Annotated in this window: 24 protein-coding genes; 10 read left to right on the top strand and 14 right to left on the bottom strand. The window is 60.2% G+C overall.

Annotation, left to right across the window (positions count from 1 at the left end; genetic code table 11):
* Positions 1-242 precede the first annotated feature (242 nt).
* Complete coding sequence (locus tag C515_RS21895; protein WP_051305092.1) at positions 243-449, bottom strand: DUF1289 domain-containing protein; 207 nt, start codon at positions 447-449, stop codon at positions 243-245.
* Positions 450-637: 188 nt separating this feature from the next.
* On the opposite strand from C515_RS21895, the gene C515_RS0117925 reads away from it, so the two are divergent.
* Together C515_RS0117925 and C515_RS21890 are read left to right on the top strand one after the other, a co-directional pair.
* Positions 638-1,456: a UDP-2,3-diacylglucosamine diphosphatase gene (locus tag C515_RS0117925; RefSeq protein WP_028456615.1), complete on the top strand. Its 819-nt coding sequence runs from the start codon at positions 638-640 to the stop codon at positions 1,454-1,456.
* Positions 1,453-2,523: a glycosyltransferase family 4 protein gene (locus C515_RS21890; protein WP_051305083.1), complete on the top strand. Its 1,071-nt coding sequence runs from the start codon at positions 1,453-1,455 to the stop codon at positions 2,521-2,523. The genes C515_RS0117925 and C515_RS21890 overlap by 4 nt, the downstream gene beginning before the upstream one ends.
* Positions 2,524-2,617: 94 nt before the next feature.
* Here the strand turns inward: C515_RS21890 and tpx (C515_RS0117915) are convergent, their stop codons facing one another.
* The 7 genes from tpx (C515_RS0117915) to aroQ form a co-directional block, all read right to left on the bottom strand.
* Positions 2,618-3,118, bottom strand: coding sequence for a thiol peroxidase (gene tpx, locus C515_RS0117915; protein ID WP_028456614.1), 501 nt, complete (start codon positions 3,116-3,118; stop codon positions 2,618-2,620).
* Between the two features lie 126 nt (positions 3,119-3,244).
* A complete protein-coding gene (tpx, locus tag C515_RS0117910; RefSeq protein WP_028456613.1) occupies positions 3,245-3,778 on the bottom strand; it encodes a thiol peroxidase in 534 nt (177 codons plus the stop codon).
* Between the two features lie 64 nt (positions 3,779-3,842).
* Complete coding sequence (locus tag C515_RS0117905; protein ID WP_158380882.1) at positions 3,843-5,003, bottom strand: DUF3426 domain-containing protein; 1,161 nt, start codon at positions 5,001-5,003, stop codon at positions 3,843-3,845.
* Between the two features lie 43 nt (positions 5,004-5,046).
* Positions 5,047-5,934, bottom strand: a complete 888-nt coding sequence (prmA, locus tag C515_RS0117900) for a 50S ribosomal protein L11 methyltransferase (RefSeq protein WP_028456611.1) — start codon at positions 5,932-5,934, stop codon at positions 5,047-5,049.
* Positions 5,935-6,280: 346 nt separating this feature from the next.
* Entirely contained in the window at positions 6,281-7,654 is a 1,374-nt protein-coding gene (accC, locus tag C515_RS0117895) for an acetyl-CoA carboxylase biotin carboxylase subunit (RefSeq protein WP_028456610.1), read from the bottom strand.
* A 99-nt stretch (positions 7,655-7,753) separates the two neighbouring features.
* Positions 7,754-8,212, bottom strand: a complete 459-nt coding sequence (gene accB, locus C515_RS0117890; protein ID WP_028456609.1) for an acetyl-CoA carboxylase biotin carboxyl carrier protein — start codon at positions 8,210-8,212, stop codon at positions 7,754-7,756.
* 51 nt (positions 8,213-8,263) lie between these two features.
* Positions 8,264-8,719, bottom strand: coding sequence for a type II 3-dehydroquinate dehydratase (gene aroQ, locus C515_RS0117885; RefSeq protein ID WP_028456608.1), 456 nt, complete (start codon positions 8,717-8,719; stop codon positions 8,264-8,266).
* Positions 8,720-8,919: 200 nt separating this feature from the next.
* On the opposite strand from aroQ, the gene queA reads away from it, so the two are divergent.
* The 3 genes from queA (at position 8,920) to C515_RS0117870 (ending at position 11,989) form a co-directional block, all read left to right on the top strand.
* Positions 8,920-9,960, top strand: a complete 1,041-nt coding sequence (gene queA, locus C515_RS0117880; RefSeq protein WP_028456607.1) for a tRNA preQ1(34) S-adenosylmethionine ribosyltransferase-isomerase QueA — start codon at positions 8,920-8,922, stop codon at positions 9,958-9,960.
* 99 nt (positions 9,961-10,059) lie between these two features.
* Entirely contained in the window at positions 10,060-11,178 is a 1,119-nt protein-coding gene (gene tgt / locus C515_RS0117875; protein ID WP_028456606.1) for a tRNA guanosine(34) transglycosylase Tgt, read from the top strand.
* Between the two features lie 76 nt (positions 11,179-11,254).
* Entirely contained in the window at positions 11,255-11,989 is a 735-nt protein-coding gene (locus tag C515_RS0117870) for a substrate-binding periplasmic protein (protein WP_028456605.1), read from the top strand.
* A gap of 42 nt (positions 11,990-12,031) precedes the next feature.
* On the opposite strand, the gene C515_RS0117865 is transcribed toward C515_RS0117870, so the two are convergent.
* The 6 genes from C515_RS0117865 to C515_RS0117840 all read right to left on the bottom strand — a co-directional run bounded on the left by C515_RS0117865 (position 12,032) and on the right by C515_RS0117840 (position 18,499).
* On the bottom strand, positions 12,032-13,249 hold the full coding sequence (locus tag C515_RS0117865; protein WP_028456604.1) for an EAL and HDOD domain-containing protein: 1,218 nt from the start codon (positions 13,247-13,249) through the stop codon (positions 12,032-12,034).
* Between the two features lie 97 nt (positions 13,250-13,346).
* Positions 13,347-15,281 (bottom strand): chemotaxis protein CheA, encoded by a 1,935-nt coding sequence (locus tag C515_RS0117860; RefSeq protein ID WP_028456603.1) that lies wholly within the window; start codon positions 15,279-15,281, stop codon positions 13,347-13,349.
* Between the two features lie 24 nt (positions 15,282-15,305).
* Complete coding sequence (cheZ, locus tag C515_RS0117855; RefSeq protein WP_028456602.1) at positions 15,306-16,103, bottom strand: protein phosphatase CheZ; 798 nt, start codon at positions 16,101-16,103, stop codon at positions 15,306-15,308.
* Between the two features lie 32 nt (positions 16,104-16,135).
* Positions 16,136-16,525, bottom strand: a complete 390-nt coding sequence (gene cheY, locus C515_RS0117850) for a chemotaxis response regulator CheY (protein ID WP_028456601.1) — start codon at positions 16,523-16,525, stop codon at positions 16,136-16,138.
* Positions 16,526-16,571: 46 nt separating this feature from the next.
* Complete coding sequence (locus tag C515_RS0117845; protein WP_144290547.1) at positions 16,572-17,507, bottom strand: chemotaxis protein; 936 nt, start codon at positions 17,505-17,507, stop codon at positions 16,572-16,574.
* Positions 17,508-17,545: 38 nt separating this feature from the next.
* Entirely contained in the window at positions 17,546-18,499 is a 954-nt protein-coding gene (locus C515_RS0117840) for a chemotaxis protein (RefSeq protein ID WP_028456599.1), read from the bottom strand.
* Positions 18,500-18,664: 165 nt separating this feature from the next.
* Here C515_RS0117840 and C515_RS21885 point away from each other — a divergent pair, with 165 nt between their 5' ends.
* The 5 genes from C515_RS21885 to C515_RS0117815 form a co-directional block, all read left to right on the top strand.
* Positions 18,665-19,897, top strand: coding sequence for a sensor histidine kinase (locus C515_RS21885; RefSeq protein WP_051305082.1), 1,233 nt, complete (start codon positions 18,665-18,667; stop codon positions 19,895-19,897).
* Between the two features lie 55 nt (positions 19,898-19,952).
* Positions 19,953-20,258, top strand: a complete 306-nt coding sequence (locus tag C515_RS0117830) for an STAS domain-containing protein (protein WP_028456598.1) — start codon at positions 19,953-19,955, stop codon at positions 20,256-20,258.
* A gap of 14 nt (positions 20,259-20,272) precedes the next feature.
* On the top strand, positions 20,273-22,006 hold the full coding sequence (locus C515_RS0117825; protein ID WP_028456597.1) for an ATP-binding SpoIIE family protein phosphatase: 1,734 nt from the start codon (positions 20,273-20,275) through the stop codon (positions 22,004-22,006).
* 800 nt (positions 22,007-22,806) lie between these two features.
* Positions 22,807-23,874 (top strand): acyl-CoA dehydrogenase family protein, encoded by a 1,068-nt coding sequence (locus C515_RS0117820; RefSeq protein WP_245575060.1) that lies wholly within the window; start codon positions 22,807-22,809, stop codon positions 23,872-23,874.
* Positions 23,875-23,914: 40 nt separating this feature from the next.
* Positions 23,915-24,223 (top strand): GTP cyclohydrolase II (locus C515_RS0117815; RefSeq protein WP_505621805.1); only part of this gene is annotated, 309 nt, incomplete at its 3' end.

The following is a 24,223-nucleotide window of genomic DNA, read 5'->3' as shown; positions in this document are numbered from 1 at the left end:
AAGAGAGGATGGAAACAGGAAGGCCTATTGATCCCGCCCGCTGATGCTCTCAGCCAGAGCGCGCTTGCAGGGATTCAAATTGCTGAAGGCCGGATTAGCAGTCTGATTGTTTGCAGGGTATGTGACTGTAGCCATTGTTGAATAATGGCTGCAGGGCAATACCTGCTTGTTTAACTGTCGTTGTCGCTGCGTCCGGCCTTGGCCGCCGGCCGGCAGGGCGGTCAGGGGCTTTGAGCTCCGTGTTAGCGACGTTCCCAGGGCGGGGTTTGGCCACGCGCGGCCCAGTGCGCTTCCAGGCGCTGCCAGATGGCTTCCTTTTCCGCGTCGCCGAGCATGACCCACATGGCCACTTCCTGCATCGTGCGCCCGCAGCCGCGACAGATGTCGTCGCCCAGCGCGGTCGAGCAGACGGCGATGCAGGGGGTGTCGGGGCGGGTGGTCTGGCTCATCGCGGGCAGAAGAAGGGCGGGAAACCGGTAACGATAGCATGTGCCGCCGCGCCTGCGGCAGCGGGCGCGGATGAATGGCGGCATGTCTTTGATTTGTCACGATAGCTCCATCTGGCTGTCATCAGCGCGTCGCGCAAGCGTCATTTTTCGCAGTCATGATTTCTCCGGTCTACCCGACGGAGCCTTTCATGGCCGAGACACCCCGCCTGCACTTTCGCAGCATCTGGATTTCCGACGTGCACCTGGGCACGCCCGGTTGTCAGGCCGGCTATCTGCTGGATTTTCTCAAGCACACCGAAGCCGAACATCTGTATCTGGTCGGCGACATCATCGACGGCTGGGCCATGAAGCGCGGCTGGTACTGGCACCAGACCCACAATGACGTGATCCAGAAGCTGCTGCGCAAGGCGCGCAAGGGTTGCAAGGTCACCTTCATTCCCGGCAACCATGACGAGGCGGCCCGGCAGTTTCTCGGGCTGATGTTTGGCGACATCCGCATCGAGGATGAAGTCATTCATACCACGGCCGACGGCCGCCGCCTGCTGGTCCTGCATGGTGATCGTTTTGATGCCGTCGTGCAGTGCGCCAAGTGGCTGGCCATCGTCGGCGACCAGCTCTACGGCGTCACGCTCAAGCTCAACCACTGGTTCAATCGCCTGCGTGCGCGGCTGGGGCTGGGTTACTGGTCGCTGTCGCAGTACCTGAAGCACAAGGTCAAGACCGCCGTGAACTTCGTCACCGATTTCGAAGAGGCGGTGGCCGCCGAGGCACGCTCACGCGGGCTGGACGGGGTGGTCTGCGGGCACATCCACAAGGCCGAGCTGCGCGAGATCGACGGCATCCTGTATTGCAACGACGGCGACTGGGTGGAAAGCCTCACCGCGCTGGTCGAACTGCCCAGCGGGGAGCTGCGCATCCTCACCTGGCAGAAATATTTCACCGAGCAAAGCGCCGAACTGCAGGCGCTGATCCCTTCCCTTACCCCCACCGAGGTTGCTGTCCCATGAAAGTACTGATCGTTACCGACGCCTGGGAGCCCCAGGTCAACGGCGTGGTGCGCACGCTCAAGCAAACCCGGCTGGAGCTGCAAAAGGCCGGGCATCAGGTCGAGCTGCTCTCGCCGCTGGAATTCCGCACGATTCCCTGCCCGACCTACCCGGAAATCCGCCTGTCCCTGTTTCCCTATGCGCGCCTGCGGGAGCGCATCGACGCCTTTGCTCCCGATGCGATTCACATTGCGACCGAAGGGCCGCTGGGCCTGGCCGCCCGCAAATATTGCAAGCGCAAGAAGCTGCCCTTTACCACGGCCTATCACTCGCGCTTTCCCGAGTATGTGCAGCTGCGCTTTGGCATTCCGCTGGCCTGGACCTACAAGTTCCTGGCCAATTTCCACAACGATGCCTGCGCGGTGATGGCACCGACCCGTGTGGTGGTCGAGGACCTGCAGGCGCGCGGTTTCAAGAATGTGGTGATGTGGTCGCGTGGCGTCGATCTGGAGATTTTCAAGCCAGGCGCGCGTGATCGCCTGCAAACGCGCCACCCCATTTTCGTGTACGTTGGCCGCGTGGCGGTCGAGAAGAATGTCGAGGCCTTCCTGCAGCTTGATCTGCCCGGTTCCAAGTGGGTATGTGGCGATGGCCCAGCAGCTGCAAGCCTTCGGGCCCGATACGGTGAAGAGCAGGGGGTGCACTGGCTGGGCGTGCTCAATCAGGCTGAACTGGCCGAGGTGTACAATGCCGCGGATGTGTTCGTTTTCCCGTCGCGTACCGACACCTTTGGCCTGGTCCTGCTGGAGGCAATGGGCTGCGGCTGCCCGGTCGCCGCCTACCCGGTGACCGGCCCGATCGATGTGATCGGCCTGGATGGCCCGGGAGCCCTGCAGGACGATCTGCGCGAGGCCTGCCTGGCCGCGCTGCATATCGATCGCGCCGAGGTGCGCCGCTTTGCCGAGCGCTATTCCTGGGCGGCCGCGACGCGGCAGTTCCTGTCGCATCTGCATCCGTTCACGCCTTCGGCGCAAGCCGAGCTGGCGCAGCTGGAGCCGGCCCTGGCCGGACAGGCTGCCGGAGACTGATTGCTGCCAATCGATTGCCGCAAATGCCGCAAAACAAAAGGGGCGCCACGGGCGCCCCTTTTGTCTGTTAGCCGATGCTTCGACTGCCTGCCGCTCAGGCCAGCGCAGCCAGTGCCGCAGCGTAATCCGGTTCTTCCTTGATTTCCGGAACCAGCTGGCTGTAGAGCACCTTGTCATTGGCATCGAGCACGACCACGGCGCGTGCGGCAACACCGGCCAGCGGGCCTGCCGCGATGTCTACACCGTAGTTGACCAGGAAATCGCGACCGCGCATCGTCGACAGGTTAACCACATTGTCGAGGCCTTCCGCGCCGCAGAAGCGGCTCTGTGCAAACGGCAGGTCGGCGGAGATGCACAGCACGACCACGTCGGCAAGCCCGCTGGCGGCTTCATTGAAGCGGCGCACCGAGGCTGCGCAGACTGCGGTGTCGACGCTGGGGAAAATGTTCAGCACTTTTTTCTTGCCGGCAAAGCTGGCCAGTGACACATCGGCCAGATCCTTGCCTACCAGCGAGAAGGCCGGAGCCTGGCTGCCGGCTTGCGGGAAATTGCCGTTGAGTGCGACCGGGTTGCCGCCGAGGGTTACGGATGACATCGAGAATCTCCTTGTTGTAAGTGTGGCTATTGCCATGAGGATAGCGATTGAATCTATCAATAGGACCGCAAGAAAGCAAGCCCGCAGTGTGCGGGCTTGCTGGTTGCGGCCTGGGGTGCGCAGCGCTCAGCCGGCGTTGTCCTCGCCTTCGGCGGACGCCGGCTGCAGGGCCGCCGTGGCAGCGGCATAATTCGGCTCGCTGTTGATGTCGTACACCAGCTCGGCGTGGACCACGGTATCGTTTTCGTCGAGCGCAATCAGCGCCGTGGCCATCAGCCCGGACAAGGGCACGTCGGTGATCATCACGCCGTAATCCTTGTGGAAATCGCGTCCGCGCAGCGTGGACATTAGTTGCACCTTGCGAAAGCCGTCGCTTTCGCTGATGCGTGACAGGGCGTAGGGGGTGTCGACCGATACGGTAAGCAGCACGGTGTTTTCCAGCTCGTACCCCAGGTTTTCCATTTTCTTGGCAATGGTCAGGCCGATTGCCGCGTCGAGGCTTGGCACCACCGCGATCAGTTTTTTCCTGCCCCAGAATTTCGACAGGGCGACATCCTGCAGATTGGTGTCGACCAGCATGAAGCTGGGGGCCGGATCGCCGGCGCGGGGAAAACGGCCGCCGACATTGATCGGGGTGCCATTGAGCATGACGGTGGACATGGAGTACGCCCTCGCGAAAGAAACAGTGCTATCAGCCTAGGTCAGCGGGGCTGCGCCCGCCAGCTCAGTTATAGAACCAGAACAGCGAATAATTGGTCGAGCGCGCGTCGCCCAGGTCCAGTTGCAGGAAGGCGTGCAGTTCGTCGGCGGCCTGCAGTGACTGGCGCTGCTTTTCGCCGGGCGCCAGATATTCCTGCGGTTTGAAGATGCGCTTGACCACGACGCGCTGGTTTTCATCGGTCAGTGTCAATTCCATCAGCGGCAAGTCTTGCTCGAACTGGGCATGGTTGCGCAGCGTGGCCGTCAACTGGATCAGGTTGGGATTGTCCGGTACGTAATTCAGCTCGGAGTATTCGAGCTTCAGTTTTTCCGCTTCGCGCGGCAGGGGCATGCTGCACTGCAGGCGCTGGCACCAGTCGACGAAATAGGGACGCAGCATCGGATAGCTCATCGTGAGCGGCTGCCGCATCAGGAAGGCCGCCTGCACCAGCAGGACGGCAAGAGCCAGCCCGGCGCCGACCGACCACAACCAGCTGCCGCGCGGTTTGGGCTGCGGGTGGAAGAGGGCCTCGTCTTCGGGCAGGCGAATGGGGTTGTAGGCAGGCTCGGCACGCACCCTCGGAGGGGCTTCGCTCGCCGGGTCGGTTGGGGCGTCGTGGGTGGGCTGAGCCGCAGGTGTGCGGTCCGGCTTGGCCGGCAGCTCCGGCAAAACCGGTTTGCGGCTGCCCGGCAGGGGCTGGTGGCTGGCCGCCTGCGTCGTGGCGGATTGCCGCAGCGGTGGCTTGGCCGGTGCTGGTGGCGTTGCCGGCGTGATCGGTCGCGCCACAGCTGCACTGGCTGCGTCGCGGCTCGGTGCCCGGGCTTCAGCCTTGTCCGCCGTCGCGACCTGTTCCGCTGCAGGCGTGGCTGTCATCCCGGCAGGCAAGGAGGCTGCAGCTGGCCGCGCCGTCGGTGCGGGAGGCGCCGGGCTGTCTGCGGTGGCTGGGGCTGATGCGGCTCTGGCGGGCGGTGCCGCCGCCGGACTGGCAGGCTCAGGGCGCTCGGCTGCCTTGGCTGCAATCGTGGCTGGTGCTGCCGGCATGGCCTCGGCATCGACGAGGCAGTTGAGTGCATTGAACACAAACGCACACTTGCCACAGCGCACCTTGCCCTGGTGGGCCGCCAGTTGCTGGTCGGTCACCCGGAAGGAGGTTGCGCAGTTGGGGCAGCGGGTAATCTGGCTCATGCCGGCTATTCTAGCTGGATCGGGCAGGGTCTGGCTGCAATTGTCAGCGACGCGTGCCAGACAGACACACCCAGCCCTCATGGCTGCTGGCCGGCGCAAAGTCGAACCATTGTGCGTAAATCGCCATCACCTCATCGGCCTGTTCACTGAGAATCCCCGACAAGGTGATGCGCCCGCCCGTCTTGACCCGTCCTGCCAGCATCGGCGCCAACGCCTTCAGCGGATTGGTAAGGATGTTGGCGACGACCACGTCAAACTGGCCTTCCGGTGCGGCATCGGGCAGAAAGAAGGCAATCTCGACCGCGTTCTGCGCGGCATTCTGCTCCGAGGCGATCATGGCCTGCGGGTCGATGTCCACGCCTACGGTGGCGCCAGCGCCGAGCTTTTTGGCGGCAATCGCCAGAATGCCGGAGCCGCAGCCGTAGTCGAGCACGCTTTCACCGCCCCGGAGGTTGGCGTCCAGCCATTGCAGGCACAGGCGGGTGGTCGGGTGGCTGCCGGTGCCAAAGGCCAGGCCCGGATCAAGCTGGATGTTGACCGCGGCCGGATCGGGGCATTCGTGCCAGGTCGGGGTGATCCACAGGCGCTGCGAAATCGGGATCGGGTCAAACTGCGACTGGGTCAGGCGCACCCAGTCCTGCTCTTCGATGGTCAGAACCTCGACCTGGCTTAGCGGCTGGCCGATTGCCTGAGCGGCGGCGGCCACGGTCAGGTCGGCGTCCATGCCGTCGTCAAGGTGGGCCACCACCACGCTGTGATCCCACAGCTGGTCGACTGGCTCACCGGGTTCACCAAAGATGGGCTTTTCCGCGTCGGTGCCGGCGGCGGCGTCCTCGATCGACACGGACAGCGCGCCAAGATCGAACAGCGCATCCGAGAGTGCTTCGGCGTGCCGGGAGTCGGTGGTGATGCGCAATTCTTGCCAGGGCATGGGAAATCTCAAAGGTCAGCAAACGGCCGCCATTGTCGCATTCCCGTGGCAGTGGTGAAAGTGCCGTGCCGGGCCTTTGGGTATGTGGCTGTGGCCATTCGCTAGGTTGGGTTATGGCGGTATGGGGCTGTGGGTATGAAAAAGGCAGCCTTTCGGCTGCCTTGGTGAGCTGCACGGCCAGCGCCTAGCAGGCTGTTGAAAAACAGCCTGTGGCCCGTTTTTTACGGCTTCGCCGTAAAAAACGCATGAAAAACAAAAAAAGTTCTTGATTTTACAGGTGATGATTTGCGCCGGGCTTTGCCCGGTGCTTGATGTCGGCCGAAAAACCGACTTTTTCAACACACTGCTAGCCCGCCAGCTTCTTTTCCAGCACGGCACGGATTTCCGGCATCTGGTGTTCCAGATGGTGGATGCTGGTGCCGCCCTTGATGAACTCGGCATCGAGCAGCAGCTGCTGGTGCAGCGGGATATTGGTCGAAATGCCCTGAACGACCATTTCCGACAGCGCGATGCGCATGCGGGCCATCGCCTGCTCGCGCGTCTTGCCGTAGGTGATGATCTTGCCGATCATCGAGTCGTAGTTGGGCGGAACGAAATAGCCGGTGTAGACGTGCGAATCGACGCGAACGCCCGGGCCACCCGGTGTGTGCCAGGTGGTGATGCGCCCGGGGCTGGGGATGAACTTGAGCGGATCTTCGGCGTTGATCCGGCACTCGATCGAATGGCCCTTGAGCACGACGTCGTCCTGCGTGTACTGCAGCGGCAGGCCGGCTGCGACGCGGATCTGCTCCTGAACGATGTCGATGCCGGTAATCAGCTCGGTCACCGGGTGCTCGACCTGCACGCGCGTGTTCATTTCGATGAAATAGAACTCGCCGTTTTCATACAGAAATTCGAAGGTGCCCGCGCCGCGGTAGCCGATCTGCTTGCAGGCGGCCACGCAGGCCTCGCCGACCTTGCGACGCTGCTCTTCGGTCACGCCCGGCGCCGGTGCTTCTTCGATCACTTTCTGGTGACGACGCTGCAGCGAGCAGTCGCGTTCGCCGAGGTAGATCGCGTTGCCGTGCTGGTCGGCCAGCACCTGGATTTCGACGTGGCGCGGCGTCTGCAGGAATTTCTCCATGTAGACGACCGGGTTGCCGAAGGCTGCCTGCGCTTCGCTCTTGGTCATTTCCACCGAGCGCAGCAGTTCTTCCTCGTTGTGCACGACGCGCATGCCGCGGCCGCCGCCGCCGCCGGCGGCCTTGATGATGACCGGGTAGCCGACCTTGCGGCCAATGGCGAGCATTTCCTTCGGGTCGTCCGGCAGTGCGCCGTCGGAACCGGGCACGCAGGGCACACCGGCCTTCTTCATCGCATCCTTGGCCGACACCTTGTCGCCCATGATGCGGATCGATTCGGGGGTCGGGCCGATGAAGACAAAGCCGGATTCTTCCACGCGTTGCGCGAAATCGGCGTTCTCGCTCAAAAAACCATAGCCGGGGTGAATCGCCTGGGCGCCGGTGACTTCGGCGGCGGCAATCAGAGCCGCCATGTTCAGATAGGATTGCGGGGAAGGATTGGGGCCAATGCAGACCGACTCATCGGCCAGCTTGACGTATTTGGCTTCGCGGTCGATTTCGGAATGCACGACCACGGTCTTGATGCCCATTTCGCGGCAGGCGCGCAGGACGCGCAGCGCAATTTCGCCGCGATTGGCGATAAGGATTTTATCGAACATAGTTTCTGCCTGTGAGGTGTGAGGCGTCAGGTGTGAGGTGTGCCGATGTCGCGGCTGGCAAGGAGCGGGTTTTGCACCTCACTCCTAGCCCCTCACTCCTCACCCAATAACAAACAGCGGCTCGCCGTATTCGACCGGCTCGCCGTTATTGATCAGGATGGCCTTGATCGTGCCGGCAGCGTCGGCTTCGATCTCGTTCATCAGCTTCATGGCTTCGATGATGCACAGGGTGTCGCCGACGTTGACGGTCTGGCCGACTTCGACAAAGGGTTTGCTGTCCGGGCCCGAGGCGCGGTAGAAGGAGCCCACCATCGGGGACTTGACCACATGACCGGCCGGCAGGCCGTTGCCGGCTGCCGCGGGCGCTTCGGCGGCTGCGGGGGCAACCGCAGCCGGTGCGGCGGGCGGGAGCTGATAATGCATGGGTTGGGCGTAAGCGGCCACATTCTGGTTGACGCGCGTGATGCGTACCTTTTCTTCGCCCTCGGTCACTTCCAGTTCGGCAATGCCGGATTCCTCGACCAGGTCGATCAGTTTCTTCAGTTTACGCAGATCCATGAATACCCCTTATCTCTACTGAATGTGAGAAAGTTCGAACGCCGCTTCTCGTCAGGAAGCGGTCTGTAATTGAGCCAGTGCATGCTGCAGGGCGAATTCGTAGCCACGGGCGCCCAGGCCGCAAATCACTCCGGCTGCCAGATCCGAAAAATAGGAATGGTGCCGGAATGCCTCGCGGGCATGCACATTGGAGAGATGAACTTCCACGAACGGTTTCTTGACCCCGGCAATGGCGTCGCGCAGGGCAACGCTGGTGTGGGTGAATGCTGCCGGGTTGATGACGATCCAGGCGGTGCCATCGGTGAGCGTGGCGTGCACGCGTTCGATCAGCTCGTATTCGCGGTTCGATTGAAAACACTCGACCCGGATGCCGTGGGCCTGACCCAGTGCGACCAGGCGCTCGTTGATGCTCGCCAGTGTGTCGGCGCCATAGTGTTGCGGTTCGCGCACGCCGAGCAGGTTGAGGTTCGGGCCATGCAATACCAGGATGGACTGCTGGTCAGGCATGTGAACGTCCCTTCGTCATCTTCTTATAACGGCGGGAGTTTGCCGCAGGATGGCCGAACTTGTCCAGAAAAAGCCGGCATTTTCCTGCAATTGGCCGGGCCGCCCATCTGCTGTGTAGTAGCCGGGGCTAATGTGGCTGCGGGTTCTGGCCGTAACAGATGGTATCATTGCGTAGTTTTATTACCAGCTGTTTTCACATGATGCACATCGCCGATTTTGATTATGAGCTGCCCGAGGCGCTCATTGCCCAGTTCCCGCCCGCCGAGCGCGGCGCCAGCCGCCTGCTGCACGTTGATGCCGCCGAGTTGGCCGACCTGCGCTTTGCACAATTGCCCGATCTGCTGCGGGCTGGCGATGTGCTGGTCTTCAATGATACGCGCGTGATCAAGGCCCGGCTGTTTGGCGAAAAGGCCAGCGGCGGCAAGATCGAGGCGCTGGTCGAGCGCGTGCTTGGTGAAAATCGCGCGCTGGCCATGGTTCGCGCCAGCAAGTCGCCCAAGCCCGGCGCCATCCTGCATTTTCAGGGCGGTTTTACCGCCCGGATGGTCGAGCGGCAGCAGGAAATGTTCCTGCTGGAGTTTGATTTTTCCGCGGCGCCGCATGGTGTGCACACGGTGCTCGACATGCTGGAAGTATCGGGAACGCTGCCCCTGCCGCCTTATATTACCCATACACCGGATGATGAAGACGCCAAGCGTTACCAGACCGTCTATGCCCGTGACCCCGGCGCGGTTGCCGCGCCGACCGCCGGGCTGCACTTTACCGATGCGCTGCTGGCGGAGTTGCGCGCGCGTGGCGTGGCAACCGAATTCCTGACGCTGCACGTCGGCGCGGGGACGTTCAAGCCCGTGCAGGTCGAAAACATTGCCGAGCACACCATGCATAGCGAGCGTTACCGCATCGCGCCGGACGTGGTCGAACGGCTCAAGGCGGCGAAGGCGGCGGGCGGGCGTATCGTCGCCGTGGGCACGACCAGCCTGCGCGCGCTGGAGGCCGCATCACAGCACGGTTTTCTGGCCGAGCCGGAAGGGGATACGGATATTTTCATCACGCCGGGGTATCAGTTCCGGGTGGTCGATCGCCTGATCACCAATTTCCATCTGCCGCGCTCCACGTTGCTGATGCTGGTTGCCGCGTTCGCCGGGCTGGAAACGATGCGCGCGGCCTATGCGCATGCCGTGCAGAACGAATACCGCTTTTTCAGCTACGGCGATGCCATGCTGCTGGAAAAGCAAGCCTGACCAGGGTATTGCTCTGCTGCCTTTTCTTGTAAAGGGCTGTGGGCAAATACCCTTTTATCCATATTGCGCCGGACTGTTTATCCGGATTGCGGGACATTCATGAGCCTCAAGTTTGAACTGAAAACCACCAGCGGCGGCGCGCGCCGCGGCAGCATGACGCTGAACCACGGCGTCGTCGAAACGCCGGTGTTCATGCCGGTCGGCACCTATGGCACGGTCAAGGCAATGACGCCGCGCGACCTCAAGGAAATCGAGGCGCAGATCTGTCTTGGCAATACCTTCCACCTGTGGCTGCGCCCTGGTCTTGAAGTGGTCAGCCAGTTCGGCGGTCTGCACGACTTCATGGGCTGGGACAAGCCCATCCTCACCGATTCGGGCGGCTTCCAGGTCTTCAGCCTGGGCGACATGCGCAAGATCACCGAGGAAGGCGTGCGTTTCCAGAGCCCGGTCAATGGCGACAAGCTGATGCTGACGCCGGAAGAATCGATGCGCATCCAGAAGGTCCTCAATTCCGACATTGTGATGATTTTCGATGAGTGCACGCCATATCCGGCCGACCACAAGCAGGCGGCTGACTCGATGCGCCTCTCGCTGCGCTGGGCGCGCCGCTCGCGCGATGAGTTCGACCGTCTGGAAAATCCCAATGCGCTGTTCGGCATCGTGCAGGGCGGCATGCATGAAGACCTGCGCGACGAATCGCTGGCCGGGCTCGATGACATCGGCTTTCACGGCATGGCGATTGGCGGCCTGAGCGTCGGCGAGCCGAAGGAGGACATGGCGCGCATTCTGGCGCATACCGCGCCGAAGCTGCCGGTGCACAAGCCGCGTTACCTGATGGGCGTGGGCACGCCGGAAGATCTGGTCTACGGGGTTTCGCAAGGCATCGACATGTTCGACTGCGTGATGCCGACGCGCAACGCGCGCAACGGCATGCTGTTCACGCGCTATGGCGACATCAAGATCAAGAATGCCTTTCATCGCCAGGACAAGCGCCCGCTCGATGAGTCCTGCGATTGCTACACCTGCCGCAACTTCAGCCGCGCCTACCTGCATCACCTGTTCCGCAGTGGCGAGATTCTTGGTGCGCAGCTCAACACCATCCACAATCTGCGCTACTACCAGGTGCTGATGGCGGAAATGCGCGCGGCGATCGAGCAGGATGCCTTCCCGGCCTTTGTCGCGCGTTTTCACGCGGAGCGCGCACGCGGCATTGCCTGATTCGGTCGTCACCGAAATGTCATGAGTGCATCGCCAGCGTCTATGCTGGAATGTTTCTCTGCTTCCGGCTGCAACCATGCGCATCTTGCCCTTGTTGAGTCTGGCGATCATCACGGTCGCCAGTGCTGACTCTCCGAAAATCTGCGTCGAAGATGCCTGGCCGCCGTTTGCCATGGTCGAGAAGGGGCGGCCTGCCGGCGCCATGGTGGAGCTGGTGGCGGCCGCTTACGCCCAATCCGGCATTACCCCGCGCTTTGAAAGCGGCTCCTACAACCGTTGTCTGAAACTGACGCTGCAGGGGGAATACGACGGCTTGCTGGATGTGGCGCGCAATAGTGAGCGTGTGCCGCAGTTCGTCTGGTCGACGCGCCCCATTCTGATCATGAAGCTGCATCTGGTTGGCCATGCTGGTCTGCCGCCCGAGGCGCCATCGTATGCCGCGATGCGCGGCCGCAAGGTGGGCATGACGACGGGGTATGAATACCCGGATGCTATGTTGAGCCAGCCGGGGCTGGTGCGCGTCGAATCCTCGAGCGAGCTGGGCAATTTCCGCCAGCTGGCCCAGGGCAAGATCGACTTCATGCTGCTCTCGGAAGGCACGCTGGCCACCATGCTGGCGGCATTGCCGCCCGCCCAGCGCAAGGCCATCCGCGATTGGGGCGTGATTGATGAATTGCCGCTGTTTGTGGCCTTTTACAAGGATGGCTTGCAGGCCGAGGATTATTCCACGGCACTCGATCACGGTCTTGAGGTGGTACAGCGCAGTGGCCAGCAGCAGGCCATCATGCGGAAATGGAAAGCCGTACCCTGACGGGTACGGCTTTGTGGGTATTTTTCAGTAAGGGCTGGTGGTTTATACCCCCAGTTCTTCCACCCAGGTTAGCGACTGCACATGTGCCTTGTTGAGCATTTCCGGGGAAATCTGCAGCTGCTCGCACAGACGCGGCACTTCGATCATTTCCGGATCTTCACAGGCTTCGGTGAGCTCCAGGAAGGGGCCGTAGATGCCGGAGCGGTGAAGCAGCGCATCACAGACGTTTTCCGGCAGGATCAGCGTTTCGAGAATCTGGTCCATTGGCATGTCGAGCAGGACATCCAGCAGCGAGAACATGCCGACGATGAACAGGTTGTCCCGTTCCTGGCCATCCAGGAAATGCCCGCCCAGCAGTTCGACCAGGCGCCCGCGTGTCACGGCCGTTTTCAGCAGGGCCGGCGGGGTGCCGGTTTCCGCGCCGGCGGTGACCAGCAGCAGTGTCAGCCAGCGGTAGAGCTTCTGATAACCCAGAATGGTGACGGCGTGGCGGAAAGACTGGATCTCGCAGGAAAGCCCGAAACCGGCCGAGTTGATGTAGCGCAGCAACTTGAATGACAGCGCTACATCGCGCTTGAGCGCATTTTCGATATCGCGGATCTCGGCGTTATTGCGCAACATGTTCAGCAGGTTGAGGATGTTGGCGTAGCCGGGATTGATTACCTTGGCCGACAGGGTTTCCGGATGGGCAAAATAATAGCCCTGGAAACAGTCGAAACCGATGTCCAGGCATTGCTTGAATTCATCCTTGGTTTCGACCTTTTCGGCGACCTGCAAGGCCGGGTAGCGGCGCAGTTCCTTCGACAGCCCCGGAATCTGCGGCATGCCCAGCTGCTGGATATCCAGCTTGATGTAATTGGCATGCTCCATGAAGGGAACGGTTTGCGGCGTCAGGACGAAATCATCCAGCGCGATGCCAAAACCTTGCGTGCGTAGTTCTTTCAGGCGCTCCAACAGTTCAGGTGTTGGCTGGGTGGATTCGACCACTTCCAGAACGACGCGATTGGGCTGCAGCAGTTCCAGGAAATTGCTTTCCAGCATCGATTCGGCGACGTTGATGAAGGCCAGCTTGCTGCCTACCAGCCAGTCCGTACCCATGTTCGACAGGGTGTTGACGAGTACATTCGTACCGGCCTGCATGTCGCTGGTGAAGTCGGCAGAGACGGATTCCTTGTTGAGGCGGAACAGCAGTTCGTAACCGATGATCTGCTGCTGGCGATTGAGGATGGGCTGCCGCCCGACGAATGCATGTTCTTGCATTTTTGTGTCCATTGCGTTGCAGGCGCATGGCAAAAGTGCCATGTCTTGCAGTCAGTATATCAGCTTGTTCTGATCGGGCCGCGCAGCGGCCCCGATATCAAAACTGTTCAACAAGCCGCGAAGTCATGATTGCCGAATTGTCCGCGTGGGCGGATGCCAGCAGGTCTTCCATGTCCAGCACCAGGACGATGGAGCCATCGCCAGACAGCGTGGCGCCGGCAATGCCGCGCGGACGGATATTTTGCAGGGGCTTGATCACCACATCATCGCGGCCGATAAAGCTGTCCACCGCCAGGATGAAGGAATGCTCGGCCGACTGCATCAGTACGCCAAACTGCGGCAGCTGGGTTTCCTGCCAGCCGATCAGGTGCGCCAGCGAGCGCACTGACAGGATTTCGTCGCGAACCACGATGGTGGCGCGTCCGGAAACCTCCTGTACCTGCTCCTGGCGGATGGTGATGATCTCGCGCACCATGGCCAGCGGTACGGCAAAGGGCTGATCGCAAACCTTGACCACCAGCACCGGCAGAATCGCCAGCGTGAGCGGCAGTGAAATGGTGAAGCGCGAGCCTTCACCGACCACCGACTGGATGTCGATGCGGCCGTTGAGGCGCTGGATGTTGGTTTTCACCACATCCATGCCGACACCGCGACCGGATACGCTGGAGATCTGGTCCTTGGTCGAAAAACCGGGCAGGAAAATCAGCTGCAGGCTTTGCTTGTCATCCAGGCTGTTGGCCGTCTCGATGTCGATCAGGCCCTTCTCGATTGCTTTGCGGCGGATGACGTCCGGACGCATGCCCCGGCCGTCGTCCGTGATTTCGATCAGGATGTGGTCGCCCACTTGGGTGGCGGACAGTTCGACCACCGCCTTGCTGGGCTTGCCGCTAACAGCGCGTTCTTCCGCCGTCTCGATGCCGTGATCGACGGCGTTGCGCACCAGGTGGACCAGGGGATCGTTCAGATCCTCCAGCATGGTTTTGTCCAGCTCGGTTTCTTCACCGCTGATGACCAGCTCCACGTCCTTGCCAAGCTGGCGGGCCAGATCACGCGCCAGTCGGGGGTATTTCTGGAAGAGGCGCCCGATTGGCTGCATGCGCGTTTTCATGACCGCGTTCTGCAGATCGCCAACCAGCAGGTCAAGCTGGCCGATGGCCTCGTCCAGCGCCTTGAGCGTGCTGCCGTCCATCTTGCCGGCCATGATGTCGGTACGCAGCGTGGTCAGGCGGTTTTTGGTCAGACCGATTTCACCGGACAGGTTGAGTACCTGATCCAGACGCACGGTATCAATCCGGATGGTGGTTTCCGGCGCCGCAAGTTGCTGGCTGGATGTCGCCGGTTTGTTCAGTGGCGCGGCCGGTGCCGGTTTCAGTGTTTGCATCGGATCGGCAATGACCGGTGCGCTGACTGGGGCGACCTGGGGTATATGAACCGGCGCGTGTTCAATAATGGGCTCGGGGCTGATGGCTGGCTGGGTATGTGCAGGCGCGGGGGGCTCTTTGCCCAAGAGGCTGTTGTAGAGCAGATCCCAGTCCGGAGTGCCGGGAGCGGGTACCGGCTTGCTGGCCGGCGCTGCTGCCTGGACGGGCGCGGCCGGGGCATGGACATGCTCAACCAGCGGAGCATCGGACAGGGCCGGCTTGCCTTCCAGGACATTGTCCAGTGCATGCAGCAGTTCGGGATCTGCCGGGATCGGCTGGCGGCCCTGGGACAGGGCGCCAAACATGTCGCGCACGACGCCGGTTGCGGCGAGGATCGCATCCATGATTTCCGGGGTAAGAGTGATTTCGCCGTTGCGCAGCTTGTCGAACAGGTTTTCCGTGCGATGACACAGGCTGACCATCGGATCGACATTCAAAAAACCGGCGCCACCCTTGATGGTGTGAAAGCCGCGGAAAATGTCGTTGAGCAGGGCCCGGTCATCGGGGCGCTTTTCCAGTTCGACCAGTTTGTTGTCGACTTCCGATAACAGCTCGGACGATTCCGTCAGAAAGTCCTGCAGCAGGTCTTCCATTCCGCCAAAGTCACTCATTCCAGTTCTCCTATGGCGCCTTTATTAAAAACCAAGGCTTTCCAGTAGATCGTCAACTTGCTGTTGGTTCGTTACGATGTCGGTGCGCCCTTCGGATTTGACGACAGGGCCGTTGAGCAGGGAGTTGTCTTCCTGCTTGATGCCTTGCGGCGAGAACATCAGCAGGAAGTCGAGCAGCTGCTGTTCCATGTCCTTGGCCATGCCAAGCACTTTCTTGATCACCTGGCCAGTCAAATCCTGGAAGTCCTGAGCCATCATGATTTCCAGCATCTGGGCATTGATCTGCTCGGAATGCCGGGGCGTGGCTTGCAGGTATTGTCGGGTTTGTTCGACGAGCTGCTTGAATTCATCGACATTGAGCTGGTTGGCGTAGAGTTTGTCCCATTGCGCCGCGAGCTTCTCGGCGTCGCCAGCAATTTTGTCCTGCAGCGGCTTGGCGACATCCAGGGCGTTGAGCGTGCGCTCGGCAGCCTGTTCGGTCATCGTGGCGATATAGGACAGGCGGTCGCGTGCGTCCGGAATTTGCGAGGCGGCCTGCTCCAGTGATTTGTCCAGCCCCAGTTGCCTGAGTGTGTCGTGCAGTTTCCTGGTCAGCTGGCCAATGTGCGAGAACATCGACTTGGCGGGCTCGGCAAGATCGGCTTCGTGGCTTTCTTCCTGTTGTGCTGCGGCAGCTGCAGGAGCAGCAGCAGGCTGCTCGACAGGCTGCTGGACCGGAGCCGGTGCGGCCGGTACTTCCTCAGGTTTGGACGACGCGAGAATGCTGTCGAAAAGTGCTTCCAGCTCTGCCGAGTCACCGCTATTCATGGCTTTGTCGCTCACAGTTCTCTCCTGCGCTTCAGTTTTGTTTCAGCTTATTTGGCCATATTGGAGAAAATCTTTTTCAGCTTTTCATCCAGTGTCGCGGCAGTGAACGGCTTGACGATGTAGCCATTCGCACCTGCCGTTGCCGCCTCGATGATGTTCTCTTTCTTGGCTTCTGCGGTAACCATCAGCACCGGCAAATGCTTCAGCTGGGCGTCTGCCCTGATTTGCCGCAGTAACTCGATACCGGTCATGTTCGGCATGTTCCAGTCGGTGACGACAAAATCAAATACGCCATTTTTCAGCTTGTGCAAGGCAACTTGGCCGTCTTCAGCCTCATCAACATTGGAGTACCCCAATTCCTTCAAAAGATTCCGGACGATGCGACGCATCGTGGAAAAATCGTCCACGACGAGGAAACGCATGTTCTGATCATTCATCTCATTTACTCCAAACAGCATGCAGCGCTGTTGTTTTCATATTTATTTAGCCGACAAGCATTGGGGTCAGTGTATCGGCCAGAATCAGGGGGTCAAATTTAGCCACATAGGCATCAACCCCAACACTTGAGCCCATGGCCCGGTTGGCGTTGGATGACAGGGAAGAGTGCATTACAACAGGGATGCCCTGGAAGCGGTGATCCGATTTGATGTACTTGGTCAGGACATAGCCATCCATTTCCGGCATCTCTGCATCCACCAGAATCATTTTCAGCTTGTCCTTCAGGCGCTCGCCATCGTGCACGGCACGGTTGGCGAGATTTTGCAATTTGTCCCAGGCTTCCTTGCCATTATTGGCCTGGTGATACTTGATGCCGATCTTGTCAAGAACCCCAACGATTTCCTTGCGGGCAACCATTGAGTCATCAACAAAGAACATGAAGGTGTCCGGGTCGATGGCTGCCTTGGGCAGCTCGGGGATGACTGGCTCCCCGATGACGGTGGAAAGAATCTGCTCGACATCCAGAATTGAAACCAGCTTGCCATCCGGCAGCTCGGTAATCGCGGTAATGAGTGCCTGATTGCCGGCCAGCATGCTTTCCGGTGCGCGCACCTTGTCCCAGTCAACACGGATGATGCGATCCACTTCGTGCACCAGAAACGCTTGGGTATGCTTTGAAAATTCGGTCACGATCATGGTGCTGGTGGTGTCGCCATCTGCCGGATCCTGCGTTGCGACAAAACGCGACAAGGCAATCACCGGAATGATGTTGCCGCGCAGCGAGATCACCCCTTCGACACCATGAGGCATATTGGGAGTCTTGGTGATTTTGGGGGTTTGTGAAACCTCGCGAACCTTAAAAACGTTGATGCCGAATATTTCCCTGCTGCCAAGGGTGAACAAGAGGATTTCCATCTTGTTGGATCCGGCGAGCTTGGTGCGGGCGTCGACACTTTCGAGCAGGTTTGCTTGTTGGGCCATGATGTGTACTCGCTATCTTTGGCTGGTTCCGGAGGGACTCAAGCATCCTTGAGCAGGAAATTGGCAATGGTCTCGGAAAGTTTGTGCGGTTCGAACTTGGCGACATAGCCATCCACGCCGACGGATTGCCCGAGCTTCTGGTTCGACAGGCCGGAGAGTGAGGAATGCATGAGAACCGGAATTCCGACAAAGCGCGGGTCGCTTTTGATCATCCGCGTCAGCATGTAGCCATCCATTTCGGGCATTTCGACATCGGTGAGGATCAGTTGCACCAGATCCTTGACCGACTTGCCCTGAATGTCGGCAGATTGCGCCAGCCTCAACAGGTCATCCCAGGCGCGCTTGCCATTGATGGCGTGCATGTGCCTGACCTGCATGGCGTCAAGAGTCATTTCAATCTGGCGTCGAGCAACAACCGAGTCATCGGCAAAATAAACGGTTTTAGTGACAAAGTTCTTGTCTTGAATGATGGTGTTGACGTCGATTTCCGATACGCCAGCCGTCGTTTCGGCAAGTACCTTTTCGACGTCGAGCATCATGACCAGTTTGCCGCTTTCAAGTTCGGTAACGGCCGTGACTAGGCCGCCCATCTGCATGGTGAGCATGTCGGGCGGGACGCGCATGACGGACCAGTCCAGGCGCAGAATGGTGTCGACAGCTTCAACCAGAAAGCCTTGAGTGTGCCCGTTGTATTCGGAAACGATCATGATTTCCGGGCGGCTTTCAGTGGCAATGCCCGCGTACTTGGCAAGATCAATCACGGGGACCAGCGTGCCGCGCAGGCTGACCATGCCCTCTACCGAAGAGGGCATTTCCGGTGCCTGGGTAATTTCCGGAGTGCGCATGACTTCACGCACCTTGAAAACATTGATGCCGAAGGTCTCGCGTCGGCCCGAGCGTTGATCAAGCCCAAGTGTGAACAGCAGGATTTCGAGCTTGTTTGTGCCTGCCAGCTTGGTGCGGGCGTCAATATTTTTTAGAAGATCAGACACAACTACCTCCGGTTTGCTCAGGGTCGTTCATCAGAGTTTACTGTTATCGGCAGTTTAACCGGATGGTTTAAGGAAAACATCGCTTTTCTTTCGCCGATAGCTCATTCACACGACGTCTCGCCTCTTTATAATCGAAAAGAATGACCGCAACAAGGACGCCTGCGCATGGAAGAACCGACCGGAAAGCTTGATCCACATGAGTTGGAGGCCGCATTTTCACTCTTTGCCGAAGCTTCCAGGCAGCTTTCATCGTCATATGCCGAGCTGCAGCAACAGGTCGTTTCGCTTACAGAGCAGCTCCAGCTGGCCAATGGTCAACTCAAACGCGAGCTGGATGAAAAGGCCGCTCTTTCAAGGCGGCTGACTTCCTTGCTGGAGCAGTTGCCTGCAGGTGTAATCGAGCTGGATGGGCGGGGCTTGGTGGTGAGCATGAATCGTGCAGCTAGGGAGTTTGCTCCGGCCCTGTTCAATGGCATGAACTGGCAGGATTGGCTGGCAGCCAACATGACTGCGACTGCCGAGTTTGATCTCTGGCTTGCCCGCAAGCCAGGGGCCGCTGAACACTGGTTCTCGATTGTGTGTTCCCCCGTGCCGGGCGAGCAGAGCAGTTTGATCCTGATGCATGACATGACGGAGTATCGATCCATGCAGCATGCATTGAGTCGCCATGAACGTCTGGTGGCCATGGGGGAGATGGCGGCGGGGCTTGCTCACCAGCTGCGCACGCCGCTGGCTGCTGCCATGCTCTATCTGGGGCACCTTGAGCTCCCTGATCTGCCGTTGCAGGGCAGGGTGCGTGTTGCAGGCAAGATACAGAATCGCCTGCAGCATCTGGAAGAGCTGATCCAGAACATGCTGCGCTTTGTCCGCGGTCAGCAGATGGCCGTGGAATTGCTTGATTTGCGGGAGGTTCTGGAAGAAACCTTGCAGCACATTCAACCCGCTGTGGAGCAGGCGGGAATCCGTCTTGTGATTGAAATAAGCCCGCAGCCAAGCTGGATTCGCGTCAATCGCAAGGAAATGGCTGGCGTGATCAGTAATTTACTCGAAAATGCCCTGCAGGTTGCTTTCGCCGGCATGGAGTTGCGAGTTAGACTCTGCAATGATGAAACTTGGGTTTGCCTGGCTGTGCGGGATCACGGACCCGGCATCGCCGAGGCTGATCTGGAACGTTTGTTCGAGCCGTTTTTTACAACGCGCAAAGATGGTACGGGCCTGGGTCTCGCCATTGTCCGTAATCTTGTCCAAGCTTGGGGTGGAGACGTTCAGGTGGACACTACGCTGGGCGAGGGCGCTGAATTCACGATACGCTTGCCTCTGCAAGTCGTGCATACTAACTTAGTAAGCGGCAGTAACCTGGATCGACGTGACAGTTTGCCCGGCGAGACAGGCTCGTGAGCGCTTTCTAGAGACATATAAACACACATCTGCTTTTTTTGAGGTTTTGATCGATATGACGCCGACAGTACAAATCGAAGGTAGTACGGGACGTGTGATTTTGTCAGGGCAGTTTGATTTCAGCGCTCATAGGGAATTCCGGCAGGTTTGTGAATCCCTGATCGCCAACACCGAAATCAGGGAAGTGCTGGTTGATTTCCAGAATGTCAATTATCTGGATAGCTCGGCACTGGGTATGCTGCTGCTCCTCAAGGAGAAAATCGGTTCTGCAAACAAGACATTGGCATTGGTCAATTGTCGTGACGCAGTGAAGCAGGTGCTGGAAATCGCCTGTTTCGGCAAGATTTTCACGATCCGCTGATCGCCGGCGATCTGATGAAAATTCTGGTTGTTGACGATACCGACGCCGTACTTCTGCTGATTTCACGATTTGTCGAGGCGCTGGGGCATACCGCCATTCAGGCGCGCAACGGTCTTGAGGCTGTGGAAAACTGGCGATCACATCGACCAGACCTGGTGCTGATGGACATGATGATGCCAGTCATGTCCGGCCCGGAAGCCGCAGCCATGATCAAGGCGGAGGCTGGGGCCCTATGGGTGCCGATAGTCTTCGTAACCGGCGTTGGCGAAGAAAACCGCCTTGCCGAAGCCATCGAGCAGGGCGCTGACGATTACATCAACAAGCCAGTCAATTTTCGTGTGCTGGAGGCCAAACTCAAGGCCTTCAGTCGCACGCTGGATCTGAATCGCCAGGTTGTCGAGCAATCCAGCAAGCTGGCCGATTACTATGATCGGGCGGAAGAGGAAAAAAGGGTTGCCCGGCACCTGATCGAGCAGATGGTCAATGCCGAGCGACTCTCCGACCCCTGTCTCGAGTACTGGCTCTCTCCGGCGGAGAGCCTTTCCGGTGATCTGATTGCCGCTGCACGCACGCCCGGCCAGGTTCTGCACGTCCTGCTTGCCGACGGAATTGGCCATGGCCTGACCGCTGCGCTGAATGTATTGCCACTCACACAACCCTTCTACAGCATGACCGAGAAGGGTTATGGCATTTCCGACATTCTTGCGGAAATGAACAACAAGATCCGCCAAGTCCTGCCGGTGGGCCGATTCGTGGCTGTGGTGCTGCTGGCGCTTGATGAAATCAATCAGTGTGTCGAGATCTGGAATGGCGGCATGCCCGCTTTGCAGATTACCGATGCGGCCGGTGTGCCGATCAAGATGGTGCAGTCGTCCAATTTGCCTCTGGGAATCGTGCCCAGTCACGGCATGGATTTTGTACCGGTCAGGCATTACTTTGAAGAGCCCGGTTTGGTGGTCGCCAGCTCGGATGGCTTGATCGAAGCCAGTTCGCCCAGTGGCGAGGCGTTTGGTGTCGAGCGGGTCTTGCTGGCATTGTCCGGAGTAAAAAACGGGCTGCGTGTCGAAGCAATCCAGAACAGTCTTGCCGATTTTTTGCAGGGTAGCGCTCACCATGACGATGTTTCGCTGGTGGTCCTGTCATTCGGTGCGACAGCCAATGCCGTGGAACTGGAGCGAGTCTCGCCCTTGCCTGCACTTTCGGACTTTACCATGCCGGCCTTGCTGGCCCTGGAGGAGTGCAAGTGGCGCTACAGTCTCGTTCTGGGGGCTGAAGAGCTCCGCTATATCAATACGGTTCCGTTCATGATGACTTTTGTGAACGAAATCAAGGCCTTGACCCATTCCCAGTCCGACGTTTTCCTCATTCTTACCGAGTTGTTCGTCAATGCCGTTGACCACGGCCTGCTGCGCATGGACTCCTCGCTCAAGCACAGCGCCAACGGCATGGATGACTATTTGCAGCAAAGAGCCGAGCGACTGGCGCAACTGGAGGAGGGCAGGATCGAGATTGATCTTGCAGGGCTGGTGCAGGGAGGCCAGGACTTGCTGCAAATCCGGGTCAAGGACAGCGGGCCGGGCTTTGATTGGGCAAGCTGGAGCAGGCAAGAGGCTGTGCAGACTACCGTCGCCCACGGCCGTGGCATCCTGTTGCTGCGTTCCTTGTGTGCGGGGATGCAGTTCGTGGGCTGCGGCAATGAAGTGCTGGCGTTCTATCGGCCGGGCGTCAATCGCTGGGGGCATGCCTGAGCAAGTGGCTCGGCAGTGCCGGTCAGCGAATTTGTTTCAGTACTGATGTGGCAATAGTCCTGACGGGAAAGCTCATACAGGTTGTGGACGATTCATGCAGCAAGGCCGCTGCGGCCTTTTCTGCCTCACATGACGCCGTGACCCCAGGATTTGGACCGGTGTGCCGCACTGATCGCCTGCCTGTCTGGGCCCGCTTGGTGACGAGCAATACAAGCGGGCTGCTGCATCTTACAGTGGCCCGCTGATTTTATAGGTGTAGCGAGCAGGGATCGAATCTGCGAATTACGCCGCAGAGGCTGATGGTGAAACGCCTGGTCATTTTTCAGATGGGCAGCATGAAGGCTTGCAAGATGCCCATCGTCATCGGTCTGATTGCGCGCCTGCCCAACTCAGGCAGGTGGGCGCTATCCGCGCCGGGGTTGCTGTCTTTCCCAGGCCGATCAAGGATGGCTGATCGTTCTGCACCCCAATGTCGGTGATGTTCCGCCCGCCAGCTTGGCCGTGAGGGCGGCAACAGCAATCCGGTCTTCTGTCGGGGCGTGATGCCCCACAAACGGCTGTCCACGATTGACGCCAACCTGAATATTCCGCAGGGGGCTTTGCCACAACTCACCCGGGATGGGTAAGGCTGGTATTCGGGGGGAGCAATTGGCTGCTCTCCAGCACACTTGCTGAAGTGCTGCTGCTCAGGAAGCACTTATGGTGATGAACTGGCGGTCTCGCTGCATTTTCTAGCTGGCCCGTTTCTTGCGTTGATCGGGTATCCATCAACGCCCCTATACGCCATGTCAAAACCGGAATTGCCCCATCCCCTGTTTGCCGCGCAAGCCGAAGCACTCGCCAGCCGTTTCAGTAATAGCGCCGCCGCACGCGATCTCGCCGGCGGAACGCCGAAGGCCGAGCGCGAACTTTTAAGGGACAGCGGTCTTTTGAACATCAGCGTCCCCGTCGAGCTGGGCGGCGGCGGCGCAAGCTGGCGGCAGACGCTGGAAACGGTGCGCATCCTCGCCCGTGCGGACAGCTCGCTGGCGCATGTCTACGCCTTCCATCACCTGTTGCTGGCGACCACGCGACTGTTTGGCAGCGACGGGCAGTGGCGGGACTGGCAGGCGCAAAGCGTCGCGCAGCGCCAGTTCTGGGGCAATGCACTCAATCCGCTCGACCGTCGCACTGTCGCGACCCGTGCGCCGGGCGGCTACCTGTTTGACGGGCAGAAGAGCTTTTGCTCGGGCGCGCTGGATTCCGACCGCCTGCTGCTGTCGGCCCTGGAAGAAGGCAGCGAGCGCCTGCTGATCGCCGTCGTTCCCACTGATCGCGCCGGCATCGAACTGTTCGGCGACTGGAACAATATGGGCCAGCGCCAGACCGACAGCGGCTCGGCACGCTTTGACCGGGTGGCCGTTCACGATGCCGAGCTGCTGCTCGACCCCGGCCCGCTCAGCTCGCCCTACGCCTGCCTGCGGCCCCTGCTCGCGCAGCTGATTCTGGCCTCCATTTATCTGGGCATCGCCGAGGGCGCGCTGGCGCAAGCCGGCGACTACACGCGCAGCCAGGCGCGGGCCTGGCATTTCTCCGCTGCCAGCGAGGCGCGGCGCGACCCGTACACGCTGCGCCATTACGGCGAATTCTGGCTCGCCATCGAAGCGGCCGCGACGGCCAAGCTCGCCGCAGACCGGGCCGGGCTGGACATCACGAGCCGGATTTTCGAGGTGATGGGCGCGCGCGCCACGCACGCCCGGCTGCGACTGGATCGCTTCTGGCGGAATGTGCGTACCCATACGCTGCACGATCCGGCAGACTACAAGCTGGCTGAACTCGGCAACTGGGCCCTGAATCGTGAATACCCCCAACCCTCCTTTTACTCCTGAAGCAATCCCGGGCTCCGCAGCAAATGCCAGCTCCGGGCTGGTGCTGCTCGCCGAAGCGCCGCTGGCCACGCGCCACGGCGTTTTCCATTCGCGGGTGTTCCGGCTCGATGGCGACCCGAACGAGCACATGGTGCTGATCGCGGGCGATCCGGCGCAGCTGGGCGGCGACGAGCCGCTGCTGTGCCGCATCCATTCCGAATGCCTGACCGGTGACGTGCTGGGCTCGGTACAGTGCGACTGCGGCGCGCAGCTCGACGCCGCGCTGCGGCGCATCGCCCACGCGGGGCGCGGCATGCTGATCTACCTGCGCGGGCAGGAAGGCCGCGGCATCGGCCTGTCGGCCAAGATC

It is taken from the genome of Chitinilyticum litopenaei DSM 21440 (genome assembly GCF_000428145.1).
Taxonomy (GTDB): Bacteria; Pseudomonadota; Gammaproteobacteria; order Burkholderiales; family Chitinibacteraceae; genus Chitinilyticum; species Chitinilyticum litopenaei.
The sequence above is the reverse complement of the archived record's forward strand: the minus strand, read 5'-3'. Positions and strand labels throughout refer to the sequence as shown.